This is a genomic window from Streptomyces sp. NPDC005423 (assembly GCF_040606415.1).
Classification (GTDB): domain Bacteria; phylum Actinomycetota; class Actinomycetes; order Streptomycetales; family Streptomycetaceae; genus Streptomyces.
On record NZ_JBEXET010000023.1, the window covers coordinates 11,429 to 31,556 of the forward strand.

Annotated in this window: 22 protein-coding genes; 12 read left to right on the forward strand and 10 right to left on the reverse strand. The window is 73.1% G+C overall.

The annotated features are described in order from the left end of the window. Positions 1 to 38: 38 nt before the first annotated feature. Genes ABZT12_RS23330 through ABZT12_RS23340 form a run of 3 tightly spaced genes read right to left on the reverse strand, consistent with a single transcriptional unit; the run spans position 39 to position 2,475 of the window. Positions 39 to 377: an STAS domain-containing protein gene (locus ABZT12_RS23330; RefSeq protein WP_356387809.1), complete on the reverse strand. Its 339-nt coding sequence runs from the start codon at positions 375 to 377 to the stop codon at positions 39 to 41. Further along, positions 374 to 1,672, reverse strand: a complete 1,299-nt coding sequence (locus ABZT12_RS23335) for a SpoIIE family protein phosphatase (RefSeq protein WP_356387812.1) — start codon at positions 1,670 to 1,672, stop codon at positions 374 to 376. The genes ABZT12_RS23330 and ABZT12_RS23335 overlap by 4 nt, the downstream gene beginning before the upstream one ends. Next, positions 1,672 to 2,475 carry an alpha/beta hydrolase gene (locus ABZT12_RS23340; RefSeq protein ID WP_356387815.1) on the reverse strand — a complete coding sequence of 268 codons (804 nt, stop codon included), beginning with the start codon at positions 2,473 to 2,475 and terminating at the stop codon, positions 1,672 to 1,674. The genes ABZT12_RS23335 and ABZT12_RS23340 overlap by 1 nt, the downstream gene beginning before the upstream one ends. Positions 2,476 to 2,731: 256 nt before the next feature. Between ABZT12_RS23340 and ABZT12_RS23345 the strand changes: the two genes are divergently transcribed. The 3 genes from ABZT12_RS23345 to ABZT12_RS23355 all read left to right on the forward strand — a co-directional run bounded on the left by ABZT12_RS23345 (position 2,732) and on the right by ABZT12_RS23355 (position 5,029). Continuing rightward, positions 2,732 to 3,274 (forward strand): MOSC domain-containing protein, encoded by a 543-nt coding sequence (locus ABZT12_RS23345; protein WP_356387818.1) that lies wholly within the window; start codon positions 2,732 to 2,734, stop codon positions 3,272 to 3,274. Positions 3,275 to 3,434: 160 nt separating this feature from the next. After that, a complete protein-coding gene (locus tag ABZT12_RS23350; protein WP_356387821.1) occupies positions 3,435 to 3,881 on the forward strand; it encodes an ATP-binding protein in 447 nt (148 codons plus the stop codon). 83 nt (positions 3,882 to 3,964) lie between these two features. Beyond that, positions 3,965 to 5,029: a hypothetical protein gene (locus ABZT12_RS23355; RefSeq protein ID WP_356387824.1), complete on the forward strand. Its 1,065-nt coding sequence runs from the start codon at positions 3,965 to 3,967 to the stop codon at positions 5,027 to 5,029. On the opposite strand, the gene ABZT12_RS23360 is transcribed toward ABZT12_RS23355, so the two are convergent. From ABZT12_RS23360 to ABZT12_RS23370, 3 genes are all read right to left on the reverse strand, one after another. After that, entirely contained in the window at positions 5,019 to 5,945 is a 927-nt protein-coding gene (locus ABZT12_RS23360) for a cytochrome c oxidase assembly protein (protein WP_356387827.1), read from the reverse strand. The two genes, ABZT12_RS23355 and ABZT12_RS23360, sit on opposite strands and share 11 nt — an antisense overlap. A 14-nt stretch (positions 5,946 to 5,959) precedes the next feature. Then, positions 5,960 to 6,517 carry a DUF2243 domain-containing protein gene (locus ABZT12_RS23365; protein ID WP_356387830.1) on the reverse strand — a complete coding sequence of 186 codons (558 nt, stop codon included), beginning with the start codon at positions 6,515 to 6,517 and terminating at the stop codon, positions 5,960 to 5,962. A gap of 91 nt (positions 6,518 to 6,608) precedes the next feature. Beyond that, a complete protein-coding gene (locus tag ABZT12_RS23370; RefSeq protein WP_356387833.1) occupies positions 6,609 to 7,115 on the reverse strand; it encodes a CGNR zinc finger domain-containing protein in 507 nt (168 codons plus the stop codon). Between the two features lie 115 nt (positions 7,116 to 7,230). On the opposite strand from ABZT12_RS23370, the gene ABZT12_RS23375 reads away from it, so the two are divergent. Continuing rightward, positions 7,231 to 8,106, forward strand: a complete 876-nt coding sequence (locus tag ABZT12_RS23375; RefSeq protein WP_356387836.1) for an alpha/beta hydrolase — start codon at positions 7,231 to 7,233, stop codon at positions 8,104 to 8,106. Between the two features lie 498 nt (positions 8,107 to 8,604). Here ABZT12_RS23375 and ABZT12_RS23380 read toward each other — a convergent pair whose 3' ends face one another. Further along, on the reverse strand, positions 8,605 to 9,084 hold the full coding sequence (locus ABZT12_RS23380; RefSeq protein WP_356387839.1) for an ATP-binding protein: 480 nt from the start codon (positions 9,082 to 9,084) through the stop codon (positions 8,605 to 8,607). 156 nt (positions 9,085 to 9,240) lie between these two features. Here ABZT12_RS23380 and ABZT12_RS23385 point away from each other — a divergent pair, with 156 nt between their 5' ends. Continuing rightward, entirely contained in the window at positions 9,241 to 9,618 is a 378-nt protein-coding gene (locus tag ABZT12_RS23385; RefSeq protein WP_356387842.1) for an STAS domain-containing protein, read from the forward strand. Between the two features lie 324 nt (positions 9,619 to 9,942). On the opposite strand, the gene ABZT12_RS23390 is transcribed toward ABZT12_RS23385, so the two are convergent. Further along, on the reverse strand, positions 9,943 to 10,383 hold the full coding sequence (locus tag ABZT12_RS23390) for a DUF2267 domain-containing protein (RefSeq protein WP_356387845.1): 441 nt from the start codon (positions 10,381 to 10,383) through the stop codon (positions 9,943 to 9,945). 304 nt (positions 10,384 to 10,687) lie between these two features. Then, entirely contained in the window at positions 10,688 to 11,122 is a 435-nt protein-coding gene (locus ABZT12_RS23395; protein ID WP_356387848.1) for an Hsp20/alpha crystallin family protein, read from the reverse strand. Positions 11,123 to 11,252: 130 nt separating this feature from the next. Here ABZT12_RS23395 and ABZT12_RS23400 point away from each other — a divergent pair, with 130 nt between their 5' ends. From ABZT12_RS23400 to ABZT12_RS23410, 3 genes are all read left to right on the forward strand, one after another. Further along, the gene (locus tag ABZT12_RS23400) at positions 11,253 to 11,936 is read left to right on the forward strand and encodes a type III effector protein (RefSeq protein WP_356387851.1); all 684 of its coding nucleotides are present in this window, start codon (positions 11,253 to 11,255) and stop codon (positions 11,934 to 11,936) included. Positions 11,937 to 12,127: 191 nt separating this feature from the next. Next, positions 12,128 to 13,852 (forward strand): SpoIIE family protein phosphatase, encoded by a 1,725-nt coding sequence (locus ABZT12_RS23405; RefSeq protein ID WP_356387855.1) that lies wholly within the window; start codon positions 12,128 to 12,130, stop codon positions 13,850 to 13,852. A 79-nt stretch (positions 13,853 to 13,931) separates the two neighbouring features. Continuing rightward, on the forward strand, positions 13,932 to 15,962 hold the full coding sequence (locus ABZT12_RS23410; protein WP_356387858.1) for a fibronectin type III domain-containing protein: 2,031 nt from the start codon (positions 13,932 to 13,934) through the stop codon (positions 15,960 to 15,962). 95 nt (positions 15,963 to 16,057) lie between these two features. Here ABZT12_RS23410 and ABZT12_RS23415 read toward each other — a convergent pair whose 3' ends face one another. Next, complete coding sequence (locus ABZT12_RS23415; protein ID WP_356387861.1) at positions 16,058 to 16,402, reverse strand: helix-turn-helix domain-containing protein; 345 nt, start codon at positions 16,400 to 16,402, stop codon at positions 16,058 to 16,060. 689 nt (positions 16,403 to 17,091) lie between these two features. Here ABZT12_RS23415 and ABZT12_RS23420 point away from each other — a divergent pair. From ABZT12_RS23420 to ABZT12_RS23435, 4 genes are all read left to right on the forward strand, one after another. Next, complete coding sequence (locus tag ABZT12_RS23420; RefSeq protein ID WP_356387864.1) at positions 17,092 to 17,868, forward strand: GAF and ANTAR domain-containing protein; 777 nt, start codon at positions 17,092 to 17,094, stop codon at positions 17,866 to 17,868. A 52-nt stretch (positions 17,869 to 17,920) separates the two neighbouring features. After that, a complete protein-coding gene (locus ABZT12_RS23425; RefSeq protein WP_356387867.1) occupies positions 17,921 to 18,058 on the forward strand; it encodes a hypothetical protein in 138 nt (45 codons plus the stop codon). Then, positions 18,040 to 18,330, forward strand: a complete 291-nt coding sequence (locus ABZT12_RS23430) for a hypothetical protein (protein ID WP_356387870.1) — start codon at positions 18,040 to 18,042, stop codon at positions 18,328 to 18,330. Before ABZT12_RS23425 ends, ABZT12_RS23430 begins: the two co-directional genes overlap by 19 nt. Before the next feature lie 331 nt (positions 18,331 to 18,661). Beyond that, the gene (locus ABZT12_RS23435) at positions 18,662 to 19,972 is read left to right on the forward strand and encodes an ANTAR domain-containing protein (protein ID WP_356387873.1); all 1,311 of its coding nucleotides are present in this window, start codon (positions 18,662 to 18,664) and stop codon (positions 19,970 to 19,972) included. The last annotated feature ends 156 nt before the right edge of the window (positions 19,973 to 20,128 follow it).

Consider the following 20,128-nt stretch of genomic DNA (forward strand, 5'->3'; position numbering starts at 1 on the left):
CGGGAGGGCCTGGGCCGTGCCGTCGGCCGGTGTGCGGGTCAGGCGGTGGCGGCGGCGGTGCTGTCGGAGCGGATGAGGAAGACCTGGTCGAGGCCGACGGTGCGCAGCACGCGCAGCGTGTGGGCGGGGACGGCGGCGAGCACGAGGTCGGCGCCGGCGGCCTGGGCGAGGTTGCGCGCGACGATCAGGGCGGTGAGGCCGCTGGAGTCGCAGAAGTCCATGCCGCCCAGGTCCAGGACGAGACGCCCGCCGGGTGGGAGGGCGAGGGTGGTGAGCAGGTCCCGCAGCTCGGGGGCGCTGGTGTAGTCGAGTTCGCCGGCGACCTCCACGACGGGACCGGTCGCGGCGGAGCGGACGGTGATCTTCAGCGGGCTCATCGGGGGGCGTCACTCCTGTGGCCGGGGGCGGGGACGCCGAGGGCGAGCAGGGCCGTGTCGTCCTCCAGTCCGTCGGCGAAGTCGTCCAGCAGTCCGGTCAGTGCCTCCACGACGGCCTGGGCGGGCCGGCCGGCGTGGCGGGCGGTGAAGGCGCGCAGGGCCTCGTCGCCGTAGAGGGCGGTGCGGTCCTCGCCGGTGCGGGCCTCGGTGAGGCCGTCGGTGTAGAGCAGGAGGGTGTCGCCGGGGCCCAGGGTGGTGGTCGCGGCGGTGAAGGGCGCGGAGGGCAGGATGCCGACGAGGAGGCCGCCGGCGGTGGGCAGGTAGTCGGCGGTGCCGTCGGCCCGCAGCACCAGGGCCGGGGGGTGGCCGCCCGAGGCGAGGTGGACGGTGGCCTGTCCGGTCGCGGAGTCGGGTTCGATGACGCCGAAGATGGTGGTGCAGTAGCGCGGGTCGCCGCCGGTGTAGCGCTCGTGGACCGCCTGGTTGAGGGCGGACAGCACGGAGACGGGGTCGGGGTCGTACAGGGCGGCGGCGCGCAGGGTGTAGCGGGCCAGCGAGGTGACCGCGGCGGCCTGGGGGCCCTTGCCGCACACATCGCCGAGGAAGAAGCCGAAGCGTTTGCCGTCGACGGGGAAGAGGTCGTAGAAGTCGCCGCCGAGGTGGTCGGGGGAGGCGGCGCGGTAGTGGACGGCCGTCTCCACTCCGGGTACCGGGGGCAGCCGGTCGGGCAGCAGGGACTGCTGGAGCACGGCGAGGGCGTCCTGGAGGCGGGCGCGGTCGGTCTCGGCCTGCCGCTGTGCCGCTTCGGCCGCTCTGCGGGCGCGCAGGAGTTCCTCTTCGTAGGCGCGGCGGTCCCGGGCGTCGAAGACGGTGGTGCGGATCAGCAGGGGTTCGCCGCTGACGCCGTGTTTGACGACGGAGGAGACCAGCACCGGCATCCGGCCGCCGTCGGCCTGTCTGAGCTCCAGGGCTATGCCGCCGATCTCGCCCCGCATCCGCAGCAGCGGCGCGAAGTGCGTCTCGTGGTACAGCTTGCCGCCCACGGTCAGGAGGTCGGTGAAGCGCATACGGCCCACCAACGCCTCCTCCGCCAGGCCGAGCCAGCCCAGCAGCCTGGTGTTGATCTTGGCGATGGTGCCGTCCATCAGGGTGGACAGATAGCCGCACGGGGCGCTCTCGTAGAGCTCCTCGGCGCTGTCCTCCAGCAGGGCGGCGAAGGCGGGGTTCACCGCGTTCGGGGTCTTCTCCTCCCCTCTGCCCTGGTGGGGGTCGGGCTGCTGGTCGGTCCGGCACATCACCGCAGGCCCGCCAGGAACGTCGTGATGGCCTGGTTGGTGGCCTCGGGTGCGGACAGGTGCGGGCAGTGCCCGGTGGCGTCGAGGGTGACCAGCGTGGAGCCGGGGATCGACCGGTGGACGAAGGCTCCGACCTCGCGGGGGGCGATGGCGTCCTGGGTGCACTCCAGCACCAGCGTGGGCACCTGCACGGTTTTCAGCTCGGTGCGGGAGTCGGACAGGAACGTGGTGCGGGCGAAGACGCGCGCCATGTCGGGGTCGGTGGCGCAGAAGCTGTTGGTCAGCTCCTCCCCCAGTTCGGGCCGCTCGGCGTTGCCCATGATCACCGGGGCCATCACGGCCGACCAGCCCAGGTAGTTCGACTCCAGCGACGCCAGGAGTTCGTCGATGTCCTCGCCGCTGAATCCGCCCCGGTAGCCGTCGTCGTCGATGTAGCGCGGCGAGGGGGCGACCATGACCAGCGCGCCGATGCGCTCCGGCGCCCCGGCGGCGGCCAGGACGCCGATCATCGCGCTGACGGAGTGCCCCACGAACACGGCGTCGTGCAGGTCGAGCGCTTCGCAGACCTCCACCACGTCCTGGGCGTAGCCCTCCAGGGAGGCGTAGCGGTCCTCGGAGAACGCGGAGAGGTCGGAGCGGCCCGAGCCGACGTAGTCGAAGAGCACCACCCGGTAGTCCGCGGCCAGGGCCGGCACCGTCAGCCGCCACATGTTCTGATCACAGCCGAACCCGTGAGCCAGCACCACCGTGCGCCCCTGGGGGTTTCCGGTGACGGTGACGTTGTTCCTGCGATCGATGTCCATGCACACCACTCTCTCAAATCCCGCCCGCCCTCCCATGCACGGCGGCGGTCCCGCTCACCTACCCCCACAACGCCCTCACATGGGTGAGCGTCCGATTCCTCCCAGCCGTCCCGGGCCGCGCGGGTGCGGTCGGCCACCCCCGTGTTCCGCGCTCCCGCGGGTGATTGACCGCCGCGCGGGCGGGGGCGGAGAGTGGGGCCTCGGGGCGGATCGTCGCCGGACGGCCGCCGGGGTATCGCCGATACGACGAGGGGCTATGGGCGCGATGGTGACGGCGGTCAGCAGCAACGGCGTGTACTCCTTCACCAAGCCGAACCGGGACAGCGTCACGCTGCTGGCCGGGCTCGGTGTGGAGGGGGACGTGCACGCGGGGGTCACGGTCAGACACCGTTCGCGGGTCGCGCAGGACCCCACCCGGCCGAACCTGCGCCAGGTCCACCTCCTGCACGAGGAGCTCTTCGACGAGCTCGCCGGCGAAGGGTTCACGGTGGCGCCGGGCCAGCTCGGCGAGAACCTCACCACGCGCGGCGTCGACCTGCTCGCCCTGCCGGCCGGGACCCTGCTGCGGGTCGGCGCCGAGGCGGTCGTCGAGGTCACCGGCCTGCGCAACCCCTGCCTCCAGATCGACGCCTTCCGCCCCGGGCTGCTCAAGCGGGTGGTGGGCCGCGACGCGGCGGGACACCTCGTGCGCAAGGCCGGCGTCATGAGCGTGGTGCGGGCGGGCGGCCTGGTGCGGCCCGGCGACCCCGTCGAAGTGGAGCTGCCCCCGGGACCGCACCGGCCGCTGGAACGGGTCTGACCGCCTTCCCCGCCCCGGGCCGCCCCGTCCGCGCCACCGGGTTCAGGGAGGCTGGAGGGAGGGCTCATAAGCACGGCGACAGGGGGTAGGCGGAACTACGCCATACCGACAAGCTGTGGCGAAAGAGCGAGGAACGACCCACGGGAAGAGTTCTATGGTCATGCCGCTGAAGAACCGGGCCGCGGTCGAACAGCAAGCCGCTTCGCCCCTGTGTTACAGCGCCGCCTGGAGCACGGCAGGCGGCTCCACCGCGGACGCCCGGACGGCCGTACGTACGCTGCTGGCCCTGGCCGGGCACGACCCCGGCCAGCGGCCGAGCCAGGACGCCCAGATCGTCGTCAGCGAGCTGGTCACCAACGCGCTGCGCCACGCCCCCGGCCCGGGCAGCCTGGCGCTGGAGGTGACACCCGACGCCGCCCTGCTGCGCATCACCGTGCGGGACGCCTCCCCCCGCCCGCCCGAACTGCGGGAACCGGACGCCCGCCGGGTCGGCGGGCACGGCATGCAGCTGGTCAGCCGGCTCTGCGACCAGCTGCACACCATTGCCCTGGCCACCGGCAAACAGATCGTCGCCTCCCTGCGCCTGCCCCAGCCCGTCACCCCGTAGGGGTCGGCCCGGGGCAGGGCAGTGTCCGAAATCCGCCAGGACCGGCGTGAAAACGCGGGCCGGTCCTGGGTACCTGACGCCGCATGGGATCACTGAGCTCACCCGTACTGCTGCTGTTGTTCGTCGCCGGGGCGGGCGTCATCTGGTACGCGGGCATCAAACTGTCCGACACCACCGCTGTCCTGGCCGAACGGCTGCACCTGGGCAGCGCGCTGGGCGGCCTGATCCTCCTCGCGATCGCCACCAACCTTCCCGAGATCGCCATCACCGTCAGTGCCGCCCTCTCCGGCCACCTGGACGTGGCCGTCGGCAACATCCTGGGCGGTATCGCGCTGCAGACCGTCGTCCTGGTCCTGCTGGACGCCTTCGGCGTCCGTACCCGCGAGCCCCTGACCCGCATGGCGGCCAGCCTCCAACTGGTCCTGGAAGGCGCCCTGGTCGTGGTGGTGCTGGCCGTGGTCATCATGGGCACCCAGCTCTCCCCCGGCCTGCACGCCGGCCGGCTCGACCCCGGCTCGCTGGTCATCGCCGGGCTGTGGCTGGCCGGCCTCTTCCTGCTCGACCGGGCGGGCCGCGGCCTGCCCTGGCACGAGGGCGGCAACGCGCCCGGCGGCCAGCCCGAGCCGCGCGGCCACTCCCGCAAGAAGAAGGAGAAGGCCGCCAGCGACAAGGGCACGGCCACCGGACGGGCCGCCCTCGTCTTCGGCGCCGCCGCCCTGGCCACCCTGGTCGCCGGTGTCGTCCTCGAACGCAGCGGCGAGCAGTTCTTCGCCCGGCAGGGGCTGAGCGGTGTGCTGTTCGGCTCGACCGTCCTGGCCGCGGCGACCTCCCTGCCCGAGGCGAGCACCGGCCTGACCTCGACGCGGCTGGGCGACTACCAGCTGGCGATCAGCGACATCTTCGGCGGCAACGCCTTCCTCCCCGTCCTCTTCCTGCTCGCCTCGCTCATCTCCGGCAAGCCCGTCCTGCCCGCCGCCCACGACACCGACATCTACCTCACGGCGCTCGGCATCATCCTCACCAGCGTCTACATGGCCGGACTGATCTTCCGCCCCCGCCGGCAGTACGCCCGGATGGGCATCGACAGCATCGCCACCCTCGTCATCTACCTGGTCGGCATCGTGGGACTGGCCACCATCACCACCTGACCCCGGCCCGGTCCGGTCCCCTCCGGCCAGCGACGGGCGCTGACGGCACCGGCACCACGGTGGCGCGGCGGCGGGCGTGGGCGAGGGTGCGGCCGGCGGCGGCGTACCACTGCCAGGCCAGCACGGCGGCGAGCGCGATCTCCGCCAAGTCGCCGCCGTAGTACATCACTTCGGCACCCCGGGCCAGGTCGTGTGCGGTGAAGGCGGTGCCGGGCGGGGACGCGCCGTAGAGGGTCTTGGCCAGTACGGAGTGGGCGGCGCCCGCCGCCACCAGGGTCGCGGCGCGCAGGGGCAGGCCGTACCGGCGGCGCAGGGGGTCGAGCCGGCAGACGGCGAAGGCGAACAGCAGACCGGCGGCCAGGACGTGGGCGTGGACGGCGGCGTGCGGCCAGGGCCGGTCGTGGGTGCCGGCGAACAGCCGGGTGCCGTACAGCAGCCACAGGCCGCCGATGTCGATCAGCGCGGCCACCGGCGGGAAGACCAGCAGGCCGGCCGGAGCGGAGCGCACCAGGGCCAGCAGGCCCCGCCGGGGCGGCCCCGCGGGCAGCACCCGCAGGACGAGGGTGACCGGGCGGCCCAGCACCAGCAGCAGCGGGGCGGCCATACCGACGACGACGTGCTGGGTCATGTGGGCGGTGAACTCCCCGCCCGGCAACGGCGCCAGCGCCACCGCGGCCAGCGCTCCCCCGCCCGCCGCGAAGGACAGCTCCCGGACCCGGGGCCAGGCATCCCCGCGCCGCCGCAGCCGCCACGCCGCCGACAGGTAGAGGGCCACCCCGGCGGCGGCGAGAGCGGCGGCAAACCACTGCGGGACCGCGGAGGCCGGATCGCCGGACATGGGCATGGACATAGGCATGGACATGGACATCGGCGTGGGAACCGGCACCGGCACCGGCACCGGCATGTGCATGGGCATGGACATCGGCCCCATCAGCGGGACTCCCCGCCCGTCCCGGTCGCCGTCCCTGTTCCCGTCTCCGCCGCCTTCTCCGTCAGGGGGCCGGCCGTGCGCAGCCGGCGGGCCGCGGAGCGCATCAGCAGGGCGCCGGCGATGAGGAGGAGGACCGCCAGCACGTTCCAGGTCCAGTCGTAGCCGACCAGGTCGACGTGGTAGCGGATCTGGTGCAGCTTGAGGAGCTTGTGCTGGAGGGTGCCGTCGTAGAGCTGGAAGAACCCCGCGCCCAGGAGGATGCCGCCGGCCAGTCCCCGGCCGCACAGCGCGTCGCGGCGGCGCAGGTCCGCCACGAGCACCAGGCCGATGACGAGGGCGAACCAGCCGAAGGCGTGGAAGAGGCCGTCGGAGACGAGGCCGACGCCGGGAGTGGACCTGTCGTAGAAGTGGTGCCAGTGCAGGAGTTGGTGGAAGACCGTCTCGTCGACGAACGCGGCGGTCGCGATGCCGATGAGCACGCCCGACCATGCCGAGCGCTTCAGGCGGGGGGTGCCGTCGTCGGGGGGCGGGCGGCGGACTGCCGGGGCGGTGGCCATGCACATTCTCCTGTCCGGGTACGGATCCTGCGTGCCGTCCCGGGCGGGTACCCCCTCCTCGGCCGCCTCCCCGCGCCCGCCACCTCGCGCCCTACCCAGGTTGCGGGGTCTCCCGTGCCCGGGCCTGGTGCCGGCGGGCTTTGAGCCGGTTCCCGCAGGTCTTCATCGAGCACCACCGCGCGGTGTTGGCGCGGCTGCGGTCCAGCAGGAAGAGGCGGCAGGCGGGGTTCTCGCACGGCCGCAGACGGCCGGGCAGGCGCTCCTCGACGTCCCCCCAGGCAAGCACGAGTTCCACGGCGAGCCGGCGCTCCGAGGGCACCTCCAGGTGCCACTCGATGCCGGCCGCGCCGGGCCGGGGGACTCTGCGGACACCGGCGAGGACCCGGCGCAGGAGAGGCTGCGCCGGCCTGCCCGACGCCGCCTCCTGGAGCGCGTCCCGGGCGGTGCGCAGCCATCCGCGTTCCTCGTCGCCGCCCACGCCCCCGTGGTCCCGGGCCCATCCGTCCACTTCGCGGTCGTCGCGCCACAGGTCCTGGCGCCGGCCGTCCGCGACAGGGGTGCTGTTCAGCGCCTCCATGAGGGCTTGGTCGTCCAGCACGGCTCCCACCTTCCCCGCTAACTCCATCGAGTGGTTTGACAGGTTACTCCAGGGGCGGTCTACTGAATGCCGAGCAGTAACCATCATAAAGCGTTTAAGGGGTTAGGAGTAAGCAATGGCCGAGATCCGTCACCAGTACGCGACCGTGCGGGGACACCGCGTCTTCTACCGCGAGGCGGGCGCCCGCGAGGCGCCCACGCTCGTCCTCCTGCACGGCTTCCCCTCCAGCTCGCGCATGTTCCGCCACCTCATTCCGGCGCTGGCCGACCGATTCCACGTCATCGCCCCCGACCACCTCGGCTTCGGCAACTCCGACGCCCCGCCCGTCGACGCGTTCACCTACACCTTCGACTCCCTGACCGACATCACCGAAGCCCTCCTGGCCCAGCTCGGCGTCACCCGCTACGCCGTGTACGTCCAGGACTACGGCGCCCCCATCGGCTGGCGGCTGGCCCTGCGCGCCCCGGACGCCATCACCGCGGTGATCACGCAGAACGGCAACGCCTACGAGGACGGCTTCGTAGCGGATTTCTGGAAGCCCGTATGGGCATACTGCGAGGACCCCGGCCCCCGGACCGAGCCCGGCGTCCGTGCCGCGCTCTCGCTCGACGCCATCCGCTGGCAGTACCTGCACGGAGTGGCCCGGCCCGAGCTGGTCGATCCCGACACCTGGGCCGCCGACCACCGCGAGATCGGCCGGCCGGGCAACGACCTCGTGCAGCTCGCCCTGTTCCGCGACTACGCCGCCAATCCGCCGCTCTACCCCCAGGTGCACGCCTACTTCCGGGAGCGCCGGGTTCCTCTTCTCGCGGTCTGGGGCGCGGGCGATGAGATCTTCGGCCCCGCCGGAGCGCGCGCCTTCGCCAGGGACCTGCCGGACGCGGAGATCCACCTGGTGCCCGGCGGCGGGCACTTCCTGCTCGAAAGCCATCTGGACACCGTGGCCGGGTACGTCCGCGGGTTCCTGACCGCCGCCGCGGCACCGGCGTGAAGCCGGCGGAGAGGTCCCCCAGCGGGTTCAGCGGGTTCAGCGGGTGAACAGGCCGTCCGGCCCGCGGGGATACGGACAAGGACCGGCCCCGGCCGGCCTGGTGCCGGCCGGGGCCGGTCCCCGGTGGTGTGAGGGTGAAGGGCGGTCGCCTACGCGGCGAAAGGCTCTGCGGGGCTTCAGCCGGACGATCTTCCCCGCAGGCAATAATTGAGGCCCGGGGACACTGTCCCCTTCACCGTCACGCTCTCTTCAACCACACCGGCCCGGCGGGCATTCCCGCCGCGGGAGAGCCCGGCCGGCGTCCGCACGGCCGTGCTCAGCCCCGGGCAACTGCCGCCTCTGCGGGGCGAGTTCGTCCTCCTCGGCGGGCCCTCCGCGGAAATCATTCGGTTCCCGAACGTGATTCTCCGCCTCGGCTCCGGCCGGGCAGGGGCGGCGGGAGCTTCTGTCACTGCGGGAGAGCCGGTCCCGGTCTGTCCGTCCGGCCCGTCCGGTCCGTCATCCGGGATTCCGGCCGGCGATGTCACCGTCGGGGTCGTCCAGCAGGGCGATGCGGGCGGTGATGCGCTTGCCGACCGGCTCCCGCTGGACCTCGAAGCCCTGTACGACGGCCATCACGATCTCCAGGCCGTGCTGCCCCACCCGTCCGGCGTCCGCCGCGCGGCCCACCGGCAGCGCCGTGTCGGAGTCCCACACCGCCACTTCGACCATGTCGCCGACGATGCCCAGGTCCATCAGGACCGGGCCGGGCGCGTACTTGCGGGCGTTGGTGACCAGTTCGCTGACCACCAGCCGGGTCAGGTCCATGGCGCGCTGCGAGACGGGAAGGCCGTGCTCGGTCTGTACCCGGGTCAGGAAATCCGCGGCCAGGTGACGGGCCTGGGCTATGCAGCTGCCGTCGCCGTCCAGCGCCACCGTGGTCTGGACGGTCTTCTCGTACGGCGCGGTGTCGTCCTCGCCCACAGGCACTGAGTCCATACCAGCCGCCTTCTCTCTCCGATGTCTGTCCGCGCACGCACGGCCCCCTGGCCGCCGTACCCCGTACGCCGACTCCCCTTCTCGGCGCGCGGATGTCACCGGATACGTCCGAGGGCGTACTCGGGTGAAAGACCTTGGTATGCAAGTATCACCGACATGGCTGATGAACGAATGACGGACACCGGACAAGCCGAACCGCCTGGCGGCCTGTCGATCACGGCCACCGCCACGGAGGGTATCCGCGTGCTGACCCTGGCCGGGGAGATCGACCACCACACCTGCGACCGGCTCACGCAGGCCCTGGAACTCTCCGGCGCCGCCCGGCCCCGCATCGTGATCGACCTGCGTCAGGTCACTTTCATGGACTCCAGCGGCCTCAACGTCCTCATCCTCGCCTACCAGGGCGTCACCGCGGCGGACGGCTGGCTGCGCCTGGCCGCACCCACCGACGCCGTCCTGCGGCTCCTGCAACTCGTCGGTGTCGACAAGCTCATCGAGTGCCGTCCCACCCTCCAGGAGGCACTCACCGCCTGAGCCCCGGCCCCGTCGCCGCCCGCCTGCGCGCCTGCGCGCCTGCGCGCCTGCGCGCCTGCGCGCCTGCGCGGCGAACGGCCGCCGCGGTGGGCGCGGCGGCCGTTTGGGGCCGGGTGTCACGTGGTGCGGCGGGTGAAGAACCGGCTTCGGCCGGCCGTCGCGGCGTACCGCGAAGGCCGGCTCCCGCCTCCCTGGTCCTTGCCGAACTCGCCCCCGGCAGGGCGGAGTTGTTGCCGGAGAGGGTCTCGACCCCACCGGTTTGCGGATGCTGTCGGGCGGGGGTGCGGCCCGCCCCGTTCCCTGCCGGATGCCGCTCCCCGGCCCTCAGGCCGCCTGGACGAGTTCGGCGCGGCCGAACAACAGGGCGTAGCCGGAGGGGAGTTGGGCGAGGATCCGGTCCAGGAGATCCTCGTCGGCGAGCTGGGCCACGACCCGCAGGACGGTGCCGGTGTCCCAGCGGGTGGTGGCGGGCGTGCCGCCGGTGCGGGCGGCCAGGTCCTTGACGAAACCCCAGCCGGTGAGGGGATCGGCGCCGGGGGCCCGGGAGGTGAAGGCCACGGCGGCCTCGCGGGGCAGCCTGGCCGCGAGCTCCGCCCGCTCCGCGCCCGCGAGTTGGCGCCCGAGGGCGGCCAGCACGGCACGCACCGACTCCTCGGCCTGCGCACGGGTGGGGTAGGCGCCTTCGTACCGCACTCTCTCCAGCAGCTGCTGGTACGTCATGCCCACGGCGGACCGGCGCGGCTTCTGCAGGGGAAGGGGAATCATCGGTACCGCGGTTGCCTTTCTCGTCTGAAGTGGTCGCGGGGCGCGGCCCGCCGGGGGGCGCAAGGGATGGGGCGGCGGGGTGTGTGCCCGGGCCGCCGCGGACAGCGCGCCCGCCGTGGCAGGTCCGGCGGCCGTTCGCTCTGTGCGGTGCCCGGCGCGCGGGAGGTGTCCGGGCGGGAGCGCGGCTCGTACGCCGGGAGCGGGCCGGGCGGGGGGCCTTCTCCCCCCGGTCGGCGGGCGTCGCGGGGCGCGCCGGGGTCCGGGCCGGAGGCAGTTCCCTGCCTCCGGCCCGGCGCGGCGGGAGTCAGCCGCTGATCTCCTTGTGCGCGGAGCCGCCGCCGATGGTGACCTTGCGGGGCTTGGCGCGCTCGGCGATCGGGATACGCAGGGTCAGCACACCCGCGTCGTAGTCCGCCCTGATGCGCTCGGTGTCCAGGGTGTCGGCCAGCACGAGCTGGCGGGAGAAGACGCCCAGCGGCCGCTCGGAGAGCTCCATCTGCACGTCGTCCGCCTTGGCGACGGGGCGCCGCTCCGCCTTGACGGTCAGCATGTTCCGCTCGACGTCGATGTCGATCGCGTCCCTGGAGACGCCGGGCAGGTCGAGGGCGATCACGTACTCCTCGCCCTCGCGGTAGGCGTCCATCGGCATCGCCGAGGGACGCGACCAGGTGCCGGTCGTGTTCAGGAGCTGCTGGGTGAGCCGGTCCAGTTCACGGAACGGATCGGTGCGCATCAACATCGTGAAACACCTCCAGGTTCAGTCAGGCCATTGCTGCCAATGCGGTTCACCTGCCATCGTTGTAACATGTCATCGAAGTGATGACAAGCAGAGTGTCGTCGAAAGGGTGACATCACCTCTTGGAGGCTCCATGACCAGCGACGATCCGTCCGCCCCCCGCACCCCCGCCCCCACCCCCGCGTCCTTCCTCGCCGCCGCCACCGCCCTGGACACGATCAACGAGACCCTGCGCGCGGCCCGGACTTCGCGGGACGGGCACCCCCCGCGGTCCGGTCCGGCCGGCGCGGAGCAGGCACTCGCCGCGCTCCTGCTGCTGCGCGAGGTGCGCGACCAGCTCGCCGAGTGGGAACCGGGCCTGATCGAGGCGGCCCGGGAGCAGGGCGCCAACTGGGCCGACCTCGCCCGTCCCCTGGGCGTCTCCAGCCGCCAGGCCGCCGAACGCCGCTACCTGCGGGTGCGCCCGGGGAACCCGGGCACCACCGGCGAGCAGCGGGTCCGGGCCACCCGCGACCGGCGCGCCGCCGACCGCACCGTCACCGCCTGGGCCCGCGCCAACGCCGCCGACCTCCGCCGGCTCGCCGGGCAGATCACCGCGCTCACCGACCTCCCCGCCGACGCCCGCTCCTCCCTGCTCACCGAGCTCGACGCGGCCCTCGCCGACAACGACGCCGCCGCACTCGTCGGCCCCCTGACGGCCGCGGGGGCGTATCTGGCGCCCGGCCATCCCGACCTCGCGGCGCGCGTGGAGGACATCGCCCGCCACACCGGCCGGCTCCGCCGGGACAGCGGTGACCAGCGCCGCAACCCCACGTGATCTCCCCGGCCCCGGAGGTGCCCGCCCCGGCCCGGGCCGCCCCGCGCCGGGGGGTGTCCGGACCCCGGTCCCGGGCAGCCTTTTCCTCTCCGGGCATGCGAGGGTGAGGCTGGGTCGCCCGCGCCGGGGCAGTCGGGGTAAGCGGCCACCGCTCAGCGGGCGGGCCGCGAGTCAGCTAGGGAGATCAGGGCATGGCAGGACCGGAGCACACGCAGACCCACGGGCAGCGGCTCCCGGCGGCCCCTGCCGAGGTGCTCGGCGGGCTGCTGGAAGCCATCGGGACCGGGGCGTACGTCGTGGACGAGGAGGGCCTCATCCTCGGCGTCAACTCCCGCGCCGAGCAGTTCCTGGGCCGGTCCGCCGCGGAGCTCCTCGGCCACGACGCGCACGACCTGCTGCACCGGGACGCCCACGGCCAGCGCATGTCGAGGTCGCAGTGCCGTATGTGGCAGTCCTTCCACACCAGGAGCACCGTCCAGACGGACGAGGACTACTTCGCCCGCGGGGACGGCTCCCTGCTGCCCATCTCGTGGCTGATAACCCCCTTCGAGCCCGGCGCCCACGAACCCGGCACGCTCGTCCTCTTCCACTCCCGGCAGGAGCGCCGGCCCGACGCGCCGCCGGAGGCGCCCGCGACGCTGCTGCCCGAACTGGAACGGCTCGCGCTGCTGGCCGAGACCACCACCCAGCTGACCTCCACGCTCGACGTCGAAGAGGCCCTGCGGCGGCTGGTGCGGCTGGTGGTGCCGCGGCTGGCGGACTGGGCGGTCATCGACCTGATCACCGAGCGGGACGAGGTGTGGCGCACGGTCGTCGCCGAAGCCGACGGTGACACCGTGGTGCGCCACGAGGAGTTGCAGGGACCGATGCCGCCGGTCCCCCAGGAGTCCCCGATGCCGCTGTCGCGGGCCCTGCGCGGGGTCGCCTCGACACTGGCCGGCCCGCAGACCTACCAGGACCCGCCGGACTCCGGCATCGCAGTCGAACAGCGCCGCCTCTTCGACGCCACCGGCATCCACTCCGCGGCCATCGCCCCCATCCGCAGCACCCGCGCGGTCCTGGGAGCGCTGACCGTGGGCCGGGCCGGCCAGCCGGGGGACTTCAGCACCGGCGACCTGCCCCTGATCGAGGACATCGCCCGCCGGGCCGGCCTCGCGCTGGACAACGCCCGCCTCTACCAGCGTCAGCGCAAGGTCGCCGAGACCATGCAGAACCATCTGCTGCCCCAGATGCCGAGCGTGCCCGGGCTGCAGATGACGGTCCGCTACCTGCCCGCGCCCGACGCCTCGCAGGTGGGAGGCGACTGGTACGACGCCTTCTCCCTCTCCGACGGCGCCACCGCGCTGGCCATCGGCGATGTCGTCGGCCACGACCTGGAGGCCGCGGCCGGCATGGCGCAGGTGCGCAACATGCTCCGCGCCTACGCCTGGGCCCTGCACGAGCCGCCCAGCCTGATCGTCCAGCGCCTCGACGAGGCGCTGCGGCACATCACCGACGTGGCCATGGCCACCATGATCCTGGCGCGGGTGGAGGAGGCCGAGGACGGCCGGTGGAAACTGACCTGGACCAACGCCGGCCACCCGCCGCCGCTCCTGATCGGCCACGACGGCCTGGCCACCTACCTCACCGACGGCCACGGCATCCTCCTGGGCACCGGAGCCCGCAGGCCGCGCACCGACGCCACCGCCCTGCTGCCGCCCGGCTCCACCCTCGTGCTGTACACCGACGGCCTGATCGAGGAGCCCGGCCACACGCTCGACGAGGGCCTGCACCAGCTGCGCCGGCACGCCGCCGGCCTCGCCCACCGCCCGCTGGCCTCCTTCACCGACCAGCTGCTGCGCCGGGTCCGCCCCACAGCCAACGACGACGACGTCGCCCTCCTCGCCCTGCGGACGCCGCTCTCCCCTGAGGCCTGAGGCAACCCCCAGAAAATTGATCCGATGTCTTACCGTCCGGGTCGTTGACGTCTCCTTGCGGCACCCCTACTTTGCCAGCATGTTTCCCACAAGAGAGCAGGCGTACGGCACCAGACCCATGGAAGCGTTCCGCTTATTCATCGGGTCTTATCGTGTCCTGGCGGGCTTCCTCTGCGCGCTTCTGCCCCTCGGAGTGCTCGCCCCGCCGGCCCACGCGGCGGCCGCGGTCACCTACTTCGTCTCGCCCGGCGGCAGCGACAGCAACCCCGGGACCAGCGCCGCCGCCCCCTTCCGCACCCTCACCAAGGCCCAGAGCGCGGTCCGGGCCGTCGACACCTCCACCTCCGGCCCGGTCACCGTGACCCTGGCCGGCGGCGTCTACCGGCTGACGAAGACGCTGACCTTCACCGCCGCGGACTCAGGCGGCGGTACGGCCGGCACTGTCTGGTGGAAGGCGGCGGCCGGCCAGACCCCCGTGATCAGCGGCGGTGTCCCCATCACCGGCTGGACCGGCACCGGCACCGGCGGTATCTGGTCCGCCCCGGCCCCCAGCGGCCTGGACACCCGGCAGCTGTACGTGGACGGTGTGCGCGCCCGGCGCGCGACGGGCTCCCTGCCGGTGTCGCTGACCCAGACCGCGGCCGGCTACACCACCGCCTCCGGCGACCCGATGGCCGGCTGGCGCAACCCCTCGGCGATCGAGTTCGTCTACCGCGGCGGCCTGGGGCTGTGGACCGAACCGCGCTGCCCGGTCGCCTCCGTCACCTCCACCGCCGTCACCATGGGCCAGCCCTGCTGGAACAACTCCACCCGGCGGGTGATGCGCACCGACGGCTCCGGCCGCACCTACAACCTGGTCGGCCGCGCCTCGATCACCGAGGCGCCCACCGCGGTGGAGAACGCCTACGAACTCCTCGACCAGCCGGGCGAGTTCTACCTCGACAGGAGCGAGCACCGGTTCTACTACATTCCGCGCCCCGGGGAGAACCTGAGCACCGCGGACGTCGAGGCGCCCTCGCTCGACACCCTGGTGGCCTCCTCCGGCAGCGCCTCGGACGAGCCCACCCACGTCGGCTTCCAGGGCATCCAGTTCAGCTACGCGAACTACACCGCCTCCGACACCGGCACCGGCTTCTCCGAGATCCAGGCGACCTACCAGGTCACCGGCGCCACCGGCTACGCCACCCAGGGCCTGTGCGGCTTCGTCCCCGGCGGCTCCTGCCCCTACGGCAACTGGACGAAGATGCCGGGCGCGGTGCGGTTCACCTACGACAAGAGCATCCACTTCGACCACGACTACTTCGTCCACCTCGGCGCGGCCGGACTCGACCTCGGCGACGGCTCGCAGAGCGACACGGTCACCGCCTGCGTGTTCACCGACATCTCCGGCAACGGCCTCGACCTGGGCGGCGTCGACATCCCCCAGCCCACCACCTCCGCCCAGCACACCAGCGCGATCACCGTCAAGGACAGCCACTTCTACGACACCGCCACCGAGTACCACGGCGGGGTCGCCATCGACGCCGGCTACATCGAGACCTCGACCGTCACCCACAACCAGATCGACCACGTGCCCTACACGGCGATCTCCATCGGCTGGGGCGGCTGGCCCGACAAGGTGAGCCTGCCCGCCCAGCCCAACTACTCCCACCACAACACCGTCTCGGACAACCTGATCCACGACCACATGGCGCTGCTGGGCGACGGCGGCGCCGTCTACACCAACGGGATCACCGGCACCTCCATGGCGAGCGGTGAGCACGTCAGCGGCAACGTGGTCCACGACCAGCTCAACACCTCCGGCGGCCACGTCCTGTACACCGACAACGGCGCCTCCTACGTGTCCGTCCTCGGCAACGCGGTGTGGAACATCAGCGTCTCCCCCTGGGGCAGCAAACACGTCAACTACACCCTGGGCGACGGGACGTACGACCCGACCGACATCGAGGGCAACTACTGGCCGGGCGGCCCCGCCGACTACGACAGCAAGGGCGTCCTGATCCAGGACAACCACGCCGTCACCGGGGCGTCCGAGGTCCCGCCGGCCCTCATCGCGGCCGCCGGCATCGAGTCGCCGTACCGGCCGATCCTCTCCTGGCAGCCGGCCTGACCCCCGGAAGACCCCGGCCGACGCGGCGCCCACCGCGGCGAAGGCGGTGCGGCGCCGCGCTCCGGCAGCCGGGCGCCGGCACCGGGCTGCCGGGGTCAGGCCGGGGTCTTCGCCTGTTCCTGGTAGCCGTGGGTGCGCAGGCGGTCGTTGGTGCGCCGGGCCTCTTCGAGCTGGTCCTCGAGGATGACGATGCGGCAGGCGGCCTCGATGGGGGTGCCCCGGTCGACGAGTTCCCGGGCGCGGGCGGCGACGCGCAGCTGGTAGCGGGAGTAACGGCGGTGGCCGCCTTCGGAGCGCCCCGGGGTGATCAGGCGGTGGTCGCCGAGGGCGCGGAGGAAGGCGGGGGTGGTGCCGAGCATCTCGGCGGCGCGGCCCATGGTGTAGGCGGGGTAGTCGTCATCGTCGAGCTTGTCGACGGGACGGGAACGGACAGGGGGCATAGACCTCTTCTTCCGGGGACGCGTCGGGGGGCCCGGGTGCCGTGTCGGCGCCCGGGCCCCTAACTTTCAACACCATCTACCGGCGAACAGCGCCGGCGTTCTCTGTCCGCAGGTCCGCCCGGAGGGGCGGTGCTGCGGGGATCGCGGATGCGTGACCGGGGACCACCTTCCTATCCGGGGCCTGCGGTACCCGGGCGGCAGTCCTCCTCGCCCGGGCGATCCTGATGGCGTCTGCTCCTTACCTTCGTCGTTGCTCCGTCGTACTGCTGGGTACCGCGGGTACTGCTCAACCACTCGCGGCTCTCGGCCGAGCCACGTCCTGCCTGGTGCGCACGCACGGCGGTTCGTCCCTGCCGTGCCGTTCGACTTCCTGGGTACACCCTCAACAGTACCCCTGCGGCGACCTAATGTCTATCGTCACCACAACAGGTTTCCTTTCGGCCCGGTGCGTGGACTTCTGTCGTACCTGCATCTGTAAGAGTGGTGTCCCGGGGGTGGCTCCCTGGCCGGGCGGGTCCGGTCCCGGTCCTGCGGGACCCGGACGCCTCTCCGTGCCGGCCGGACGGCGTTTCCCCTGGCACGGGGCGGACACTCGGGGTGCGGAGGCAGCGAGCGGGGGCGCCCGGGGCTTGTGCCAAGATCGATCGGGTGATGCCGTGGTGCCAGGCGACTGTGGGGAGGTGAGGGATATGGGGGGCGACGACCCACAGGGGGCCCCGCGGGACGGCGGGGACGCCCAGGAAGAAACAGCGGCCGAGCGGACCCGTATCGCCCGCGAACTCATCGCCGGGGTACGCGGGATGTCACCGTCCCAGATGCCCAACGCGCTGTGCCGTACCTGCGTCTCACTCCTGCCGGTGGTCTCGGGCCTGTCGATCTCCGTCATGGCCGACAGCCTCGACCTGGGTGTGGTGCTGTGCGCCAGTGACGAGGTCGCCGCACGGCTCGCGGAGATCCAGTACACGCTGGGCGAGGGGCCGTGCCAGGAGGCGCTGCGACTGCGCGCGCCGGTCTTCGCGGCCGACCTGACCCGGCCTCCGGACGCCCGCCGCTGGCCTCTGTTCTCCACGCAGGCCGCCAAGGCCGGAGCGGGGGCGGCCTTCTCGCTGCCGCTGGGGGGCACCGGTATCGCGCTGGGCACCCTGGACCTGTACATGGACGTGCCGGGTTTCCTCAGCGGTGACCAGGTCCGCACCGCGCTGCTGGTCGCCGACGCGGTCACTCTGGCGGTCACCGCCCTCGATCACGCTTCCTCGGACCCCGAAGGAGTCGTAACGTGGCTGGCAGGAGTGGAAGCCGACCGCGAGAAGGTGCACCAGGCCACCGGGATGATCATGGTGCAGCTCGATGTGAGCGCCGAGGAGGCCCTGCTGCGGCTGCGGGCACGGGCGTTCGCCCAGGGCCGTACCACCGTCGAGGTGGCCCGGGCGGTCATCGGCCGCACGCTGGACCTGCGCGATGACTGAACGGCCCGGCCCAGATGTCCTTATCCGCAACGACAGCGCTGGGGAGGCGACCATGAACCGCGAGCGGCAGCTGGCACAGGTGTTCGTCGCCCTGTCCGACACCTACGCCGCCGAGTTCGCCCCCTCTCCCTCTTCCACCGCCTGGTCCACAGCTGCCAGGACCTGCTGGACGTGGACGCGGCGGCGGTGATGATCGCCGACGCCCGGGGTGAGCTGAAGACCATGGCGACCACCGACGAGGAGGCCGCCTTCGCCGAGCTGCTCCAGATGCAGAACGGCCGCAGTCCCTGCATGGACTGCAAGGGCATGCTCGCGCAGCACACGGGCGCCACCATCGCCGAGGCCGCCCGCCTGCTCAGCGCCTATGTGCACGAGCGGCGGCTGCGTCTCACCGAGACCGCCTACGCCCTGGTCACCCGCGCTCTGCCCCCTACCGTCGTCGCCGAGGCGCGCCAGCGGTAGGCCGCGGCGCCCGGCATCGGGCCGCGGCGGTCCTCGTTCCCGCCTCCGCCGGCGGCCGGGGACAGCCCGCCGGGAGGTGCGGACGCCGGCCGGGCCGGTGACCTGGGACGGCCCGCACCCCGTCAGAGGGCGGTGCGTCAGGGGGCGCCGGCGGGCGCCGGCGAGCGCCCGGGACACAGTCGGCGCGTCCTTGCATACACCCTCCGGCAGGGGGAAGGTGGAAGCGCGCGGTCAGGCAGGGGCCGCCTCGGTCGTCGGTGCGCGACCGGCGCAAGCCCGCCGACAACGGCGCACGGTTGCTGGAGCGATACGCATGACGAGCCACCCAACCTTGACCCTACGAACGGTCACCGGCCTCACCACCGTGGTGTGCCTGTCGGGTGTCCTCGGCCCCGAGACCGGTCCAGAGCTGGAGCGGGAGCTGCGCCGGCAGCTCGGGCAGGCCGGCCTGGACGACCGGCGGCTCGTCCTGGACCTGGCCGGGGTGAGCTCGCTCAGCCAGGAGGCCCGCGCCACCCTCCAGCGGGTCACCGAGCACCTCGCGCACGCCCCCGTGCTGGCCGTCGGCGCGGCGCCGGCCGTCCGCGCGGTGCTGGAGCGCACGGAGATCCCCGGCATCCGGCTCCACGACACCCTCGCCGGCGCGCTGGCCGCGCTGGCCGCCCCGGCGGCCGGGGAGAGGGCCGTGCTCCCCCGCGAGGCCACCGGACTGGAGGGCGAGGTCTTCGGGCTCCAGGGCGAGGTGAGCGGATTGCAGGGGGAGCTGTTCGGGCTCCAGGGCGAGGTGACCGGGCTCCAGGGCGAGGTCTTCGGACTCCAGGGCGAGGTGACCGGACTCCAGGGCGAGGTCTTCGGGCTGCGGGCCAGGGCCCGTACCAGGACTCTGATCGGTGTCGCCCAGGGCATCCTCATGGCACGGTACGCGCTGTCCGGCCCGGCTGCCGCCTTCGTCCTGCTCCGGGAGGGCTCCCAGCACCACAACGTGCCGCTGCGCATCCTGGCCTCCGCCGTCGTCACCGCTCCGGCACCCCGGTCCGACGCGCGCTGGTTCGCCGGGCGCCCCACCCGGGTGCCGCCCCCCGCCACGGCCCTGCTGCACACGTACGGCATCGACGCCCACGACCGGCGGCAGGTCCTCACCGCCGCCCTCCACGAGGCGGTCGGACTGGCGGGAGTGGACGCGGCCGAACTCCATCTGGCCGACCCGGCGCAGGACGACGCGCTCATGCTCGAACAGCACCACGGACTCGGCCCCGCCTACCGCGACCAGGCCGCCCTCGTCCTCGGGCCGCCCTACGTCTGTGCCCGCGCCCAGGCCCGGGGCGCGGCGGTGACCGTCCCCGACATCGCCGCCGATCCCGCCCTGCCCGTCCACCCCGCCGGCCGCGCGCTCCTGGCGGCGGGCAGCCGCGCCTTGCACTGTGTCCCCCTGATCGCTGCCGAGGGGTACTGCACCGGCGCCCTGACCCTGCACTGGGCCAAGCCCGGCTCCTGGCTGACGGCCGAACAGGACGACGCGCTCGACGTGCTGGCGGCCGAGATCGAGCTGTGGCGCTCCTGGTACCGGCGCACGGTCGTGCTGGACGCGCTCGAGTACCTCCACCAGCACCGGGGACCGGACGGAACGTCCCGGCCGGAGTGAGCCGGCCCCGCGCGTCCTGGCTGTCCTGGCTGTCCTGGCTGTGAACTTCCCGCCCTCACACGGCAGTTGAGAGCCGGTGGAGCGGCTTGCGGGCCAGCGGCCGGGAGGCGGGCGGGGCGGGCGGGGTGCCCGCGCCTCCCGCCCGGCCGGTGGGCG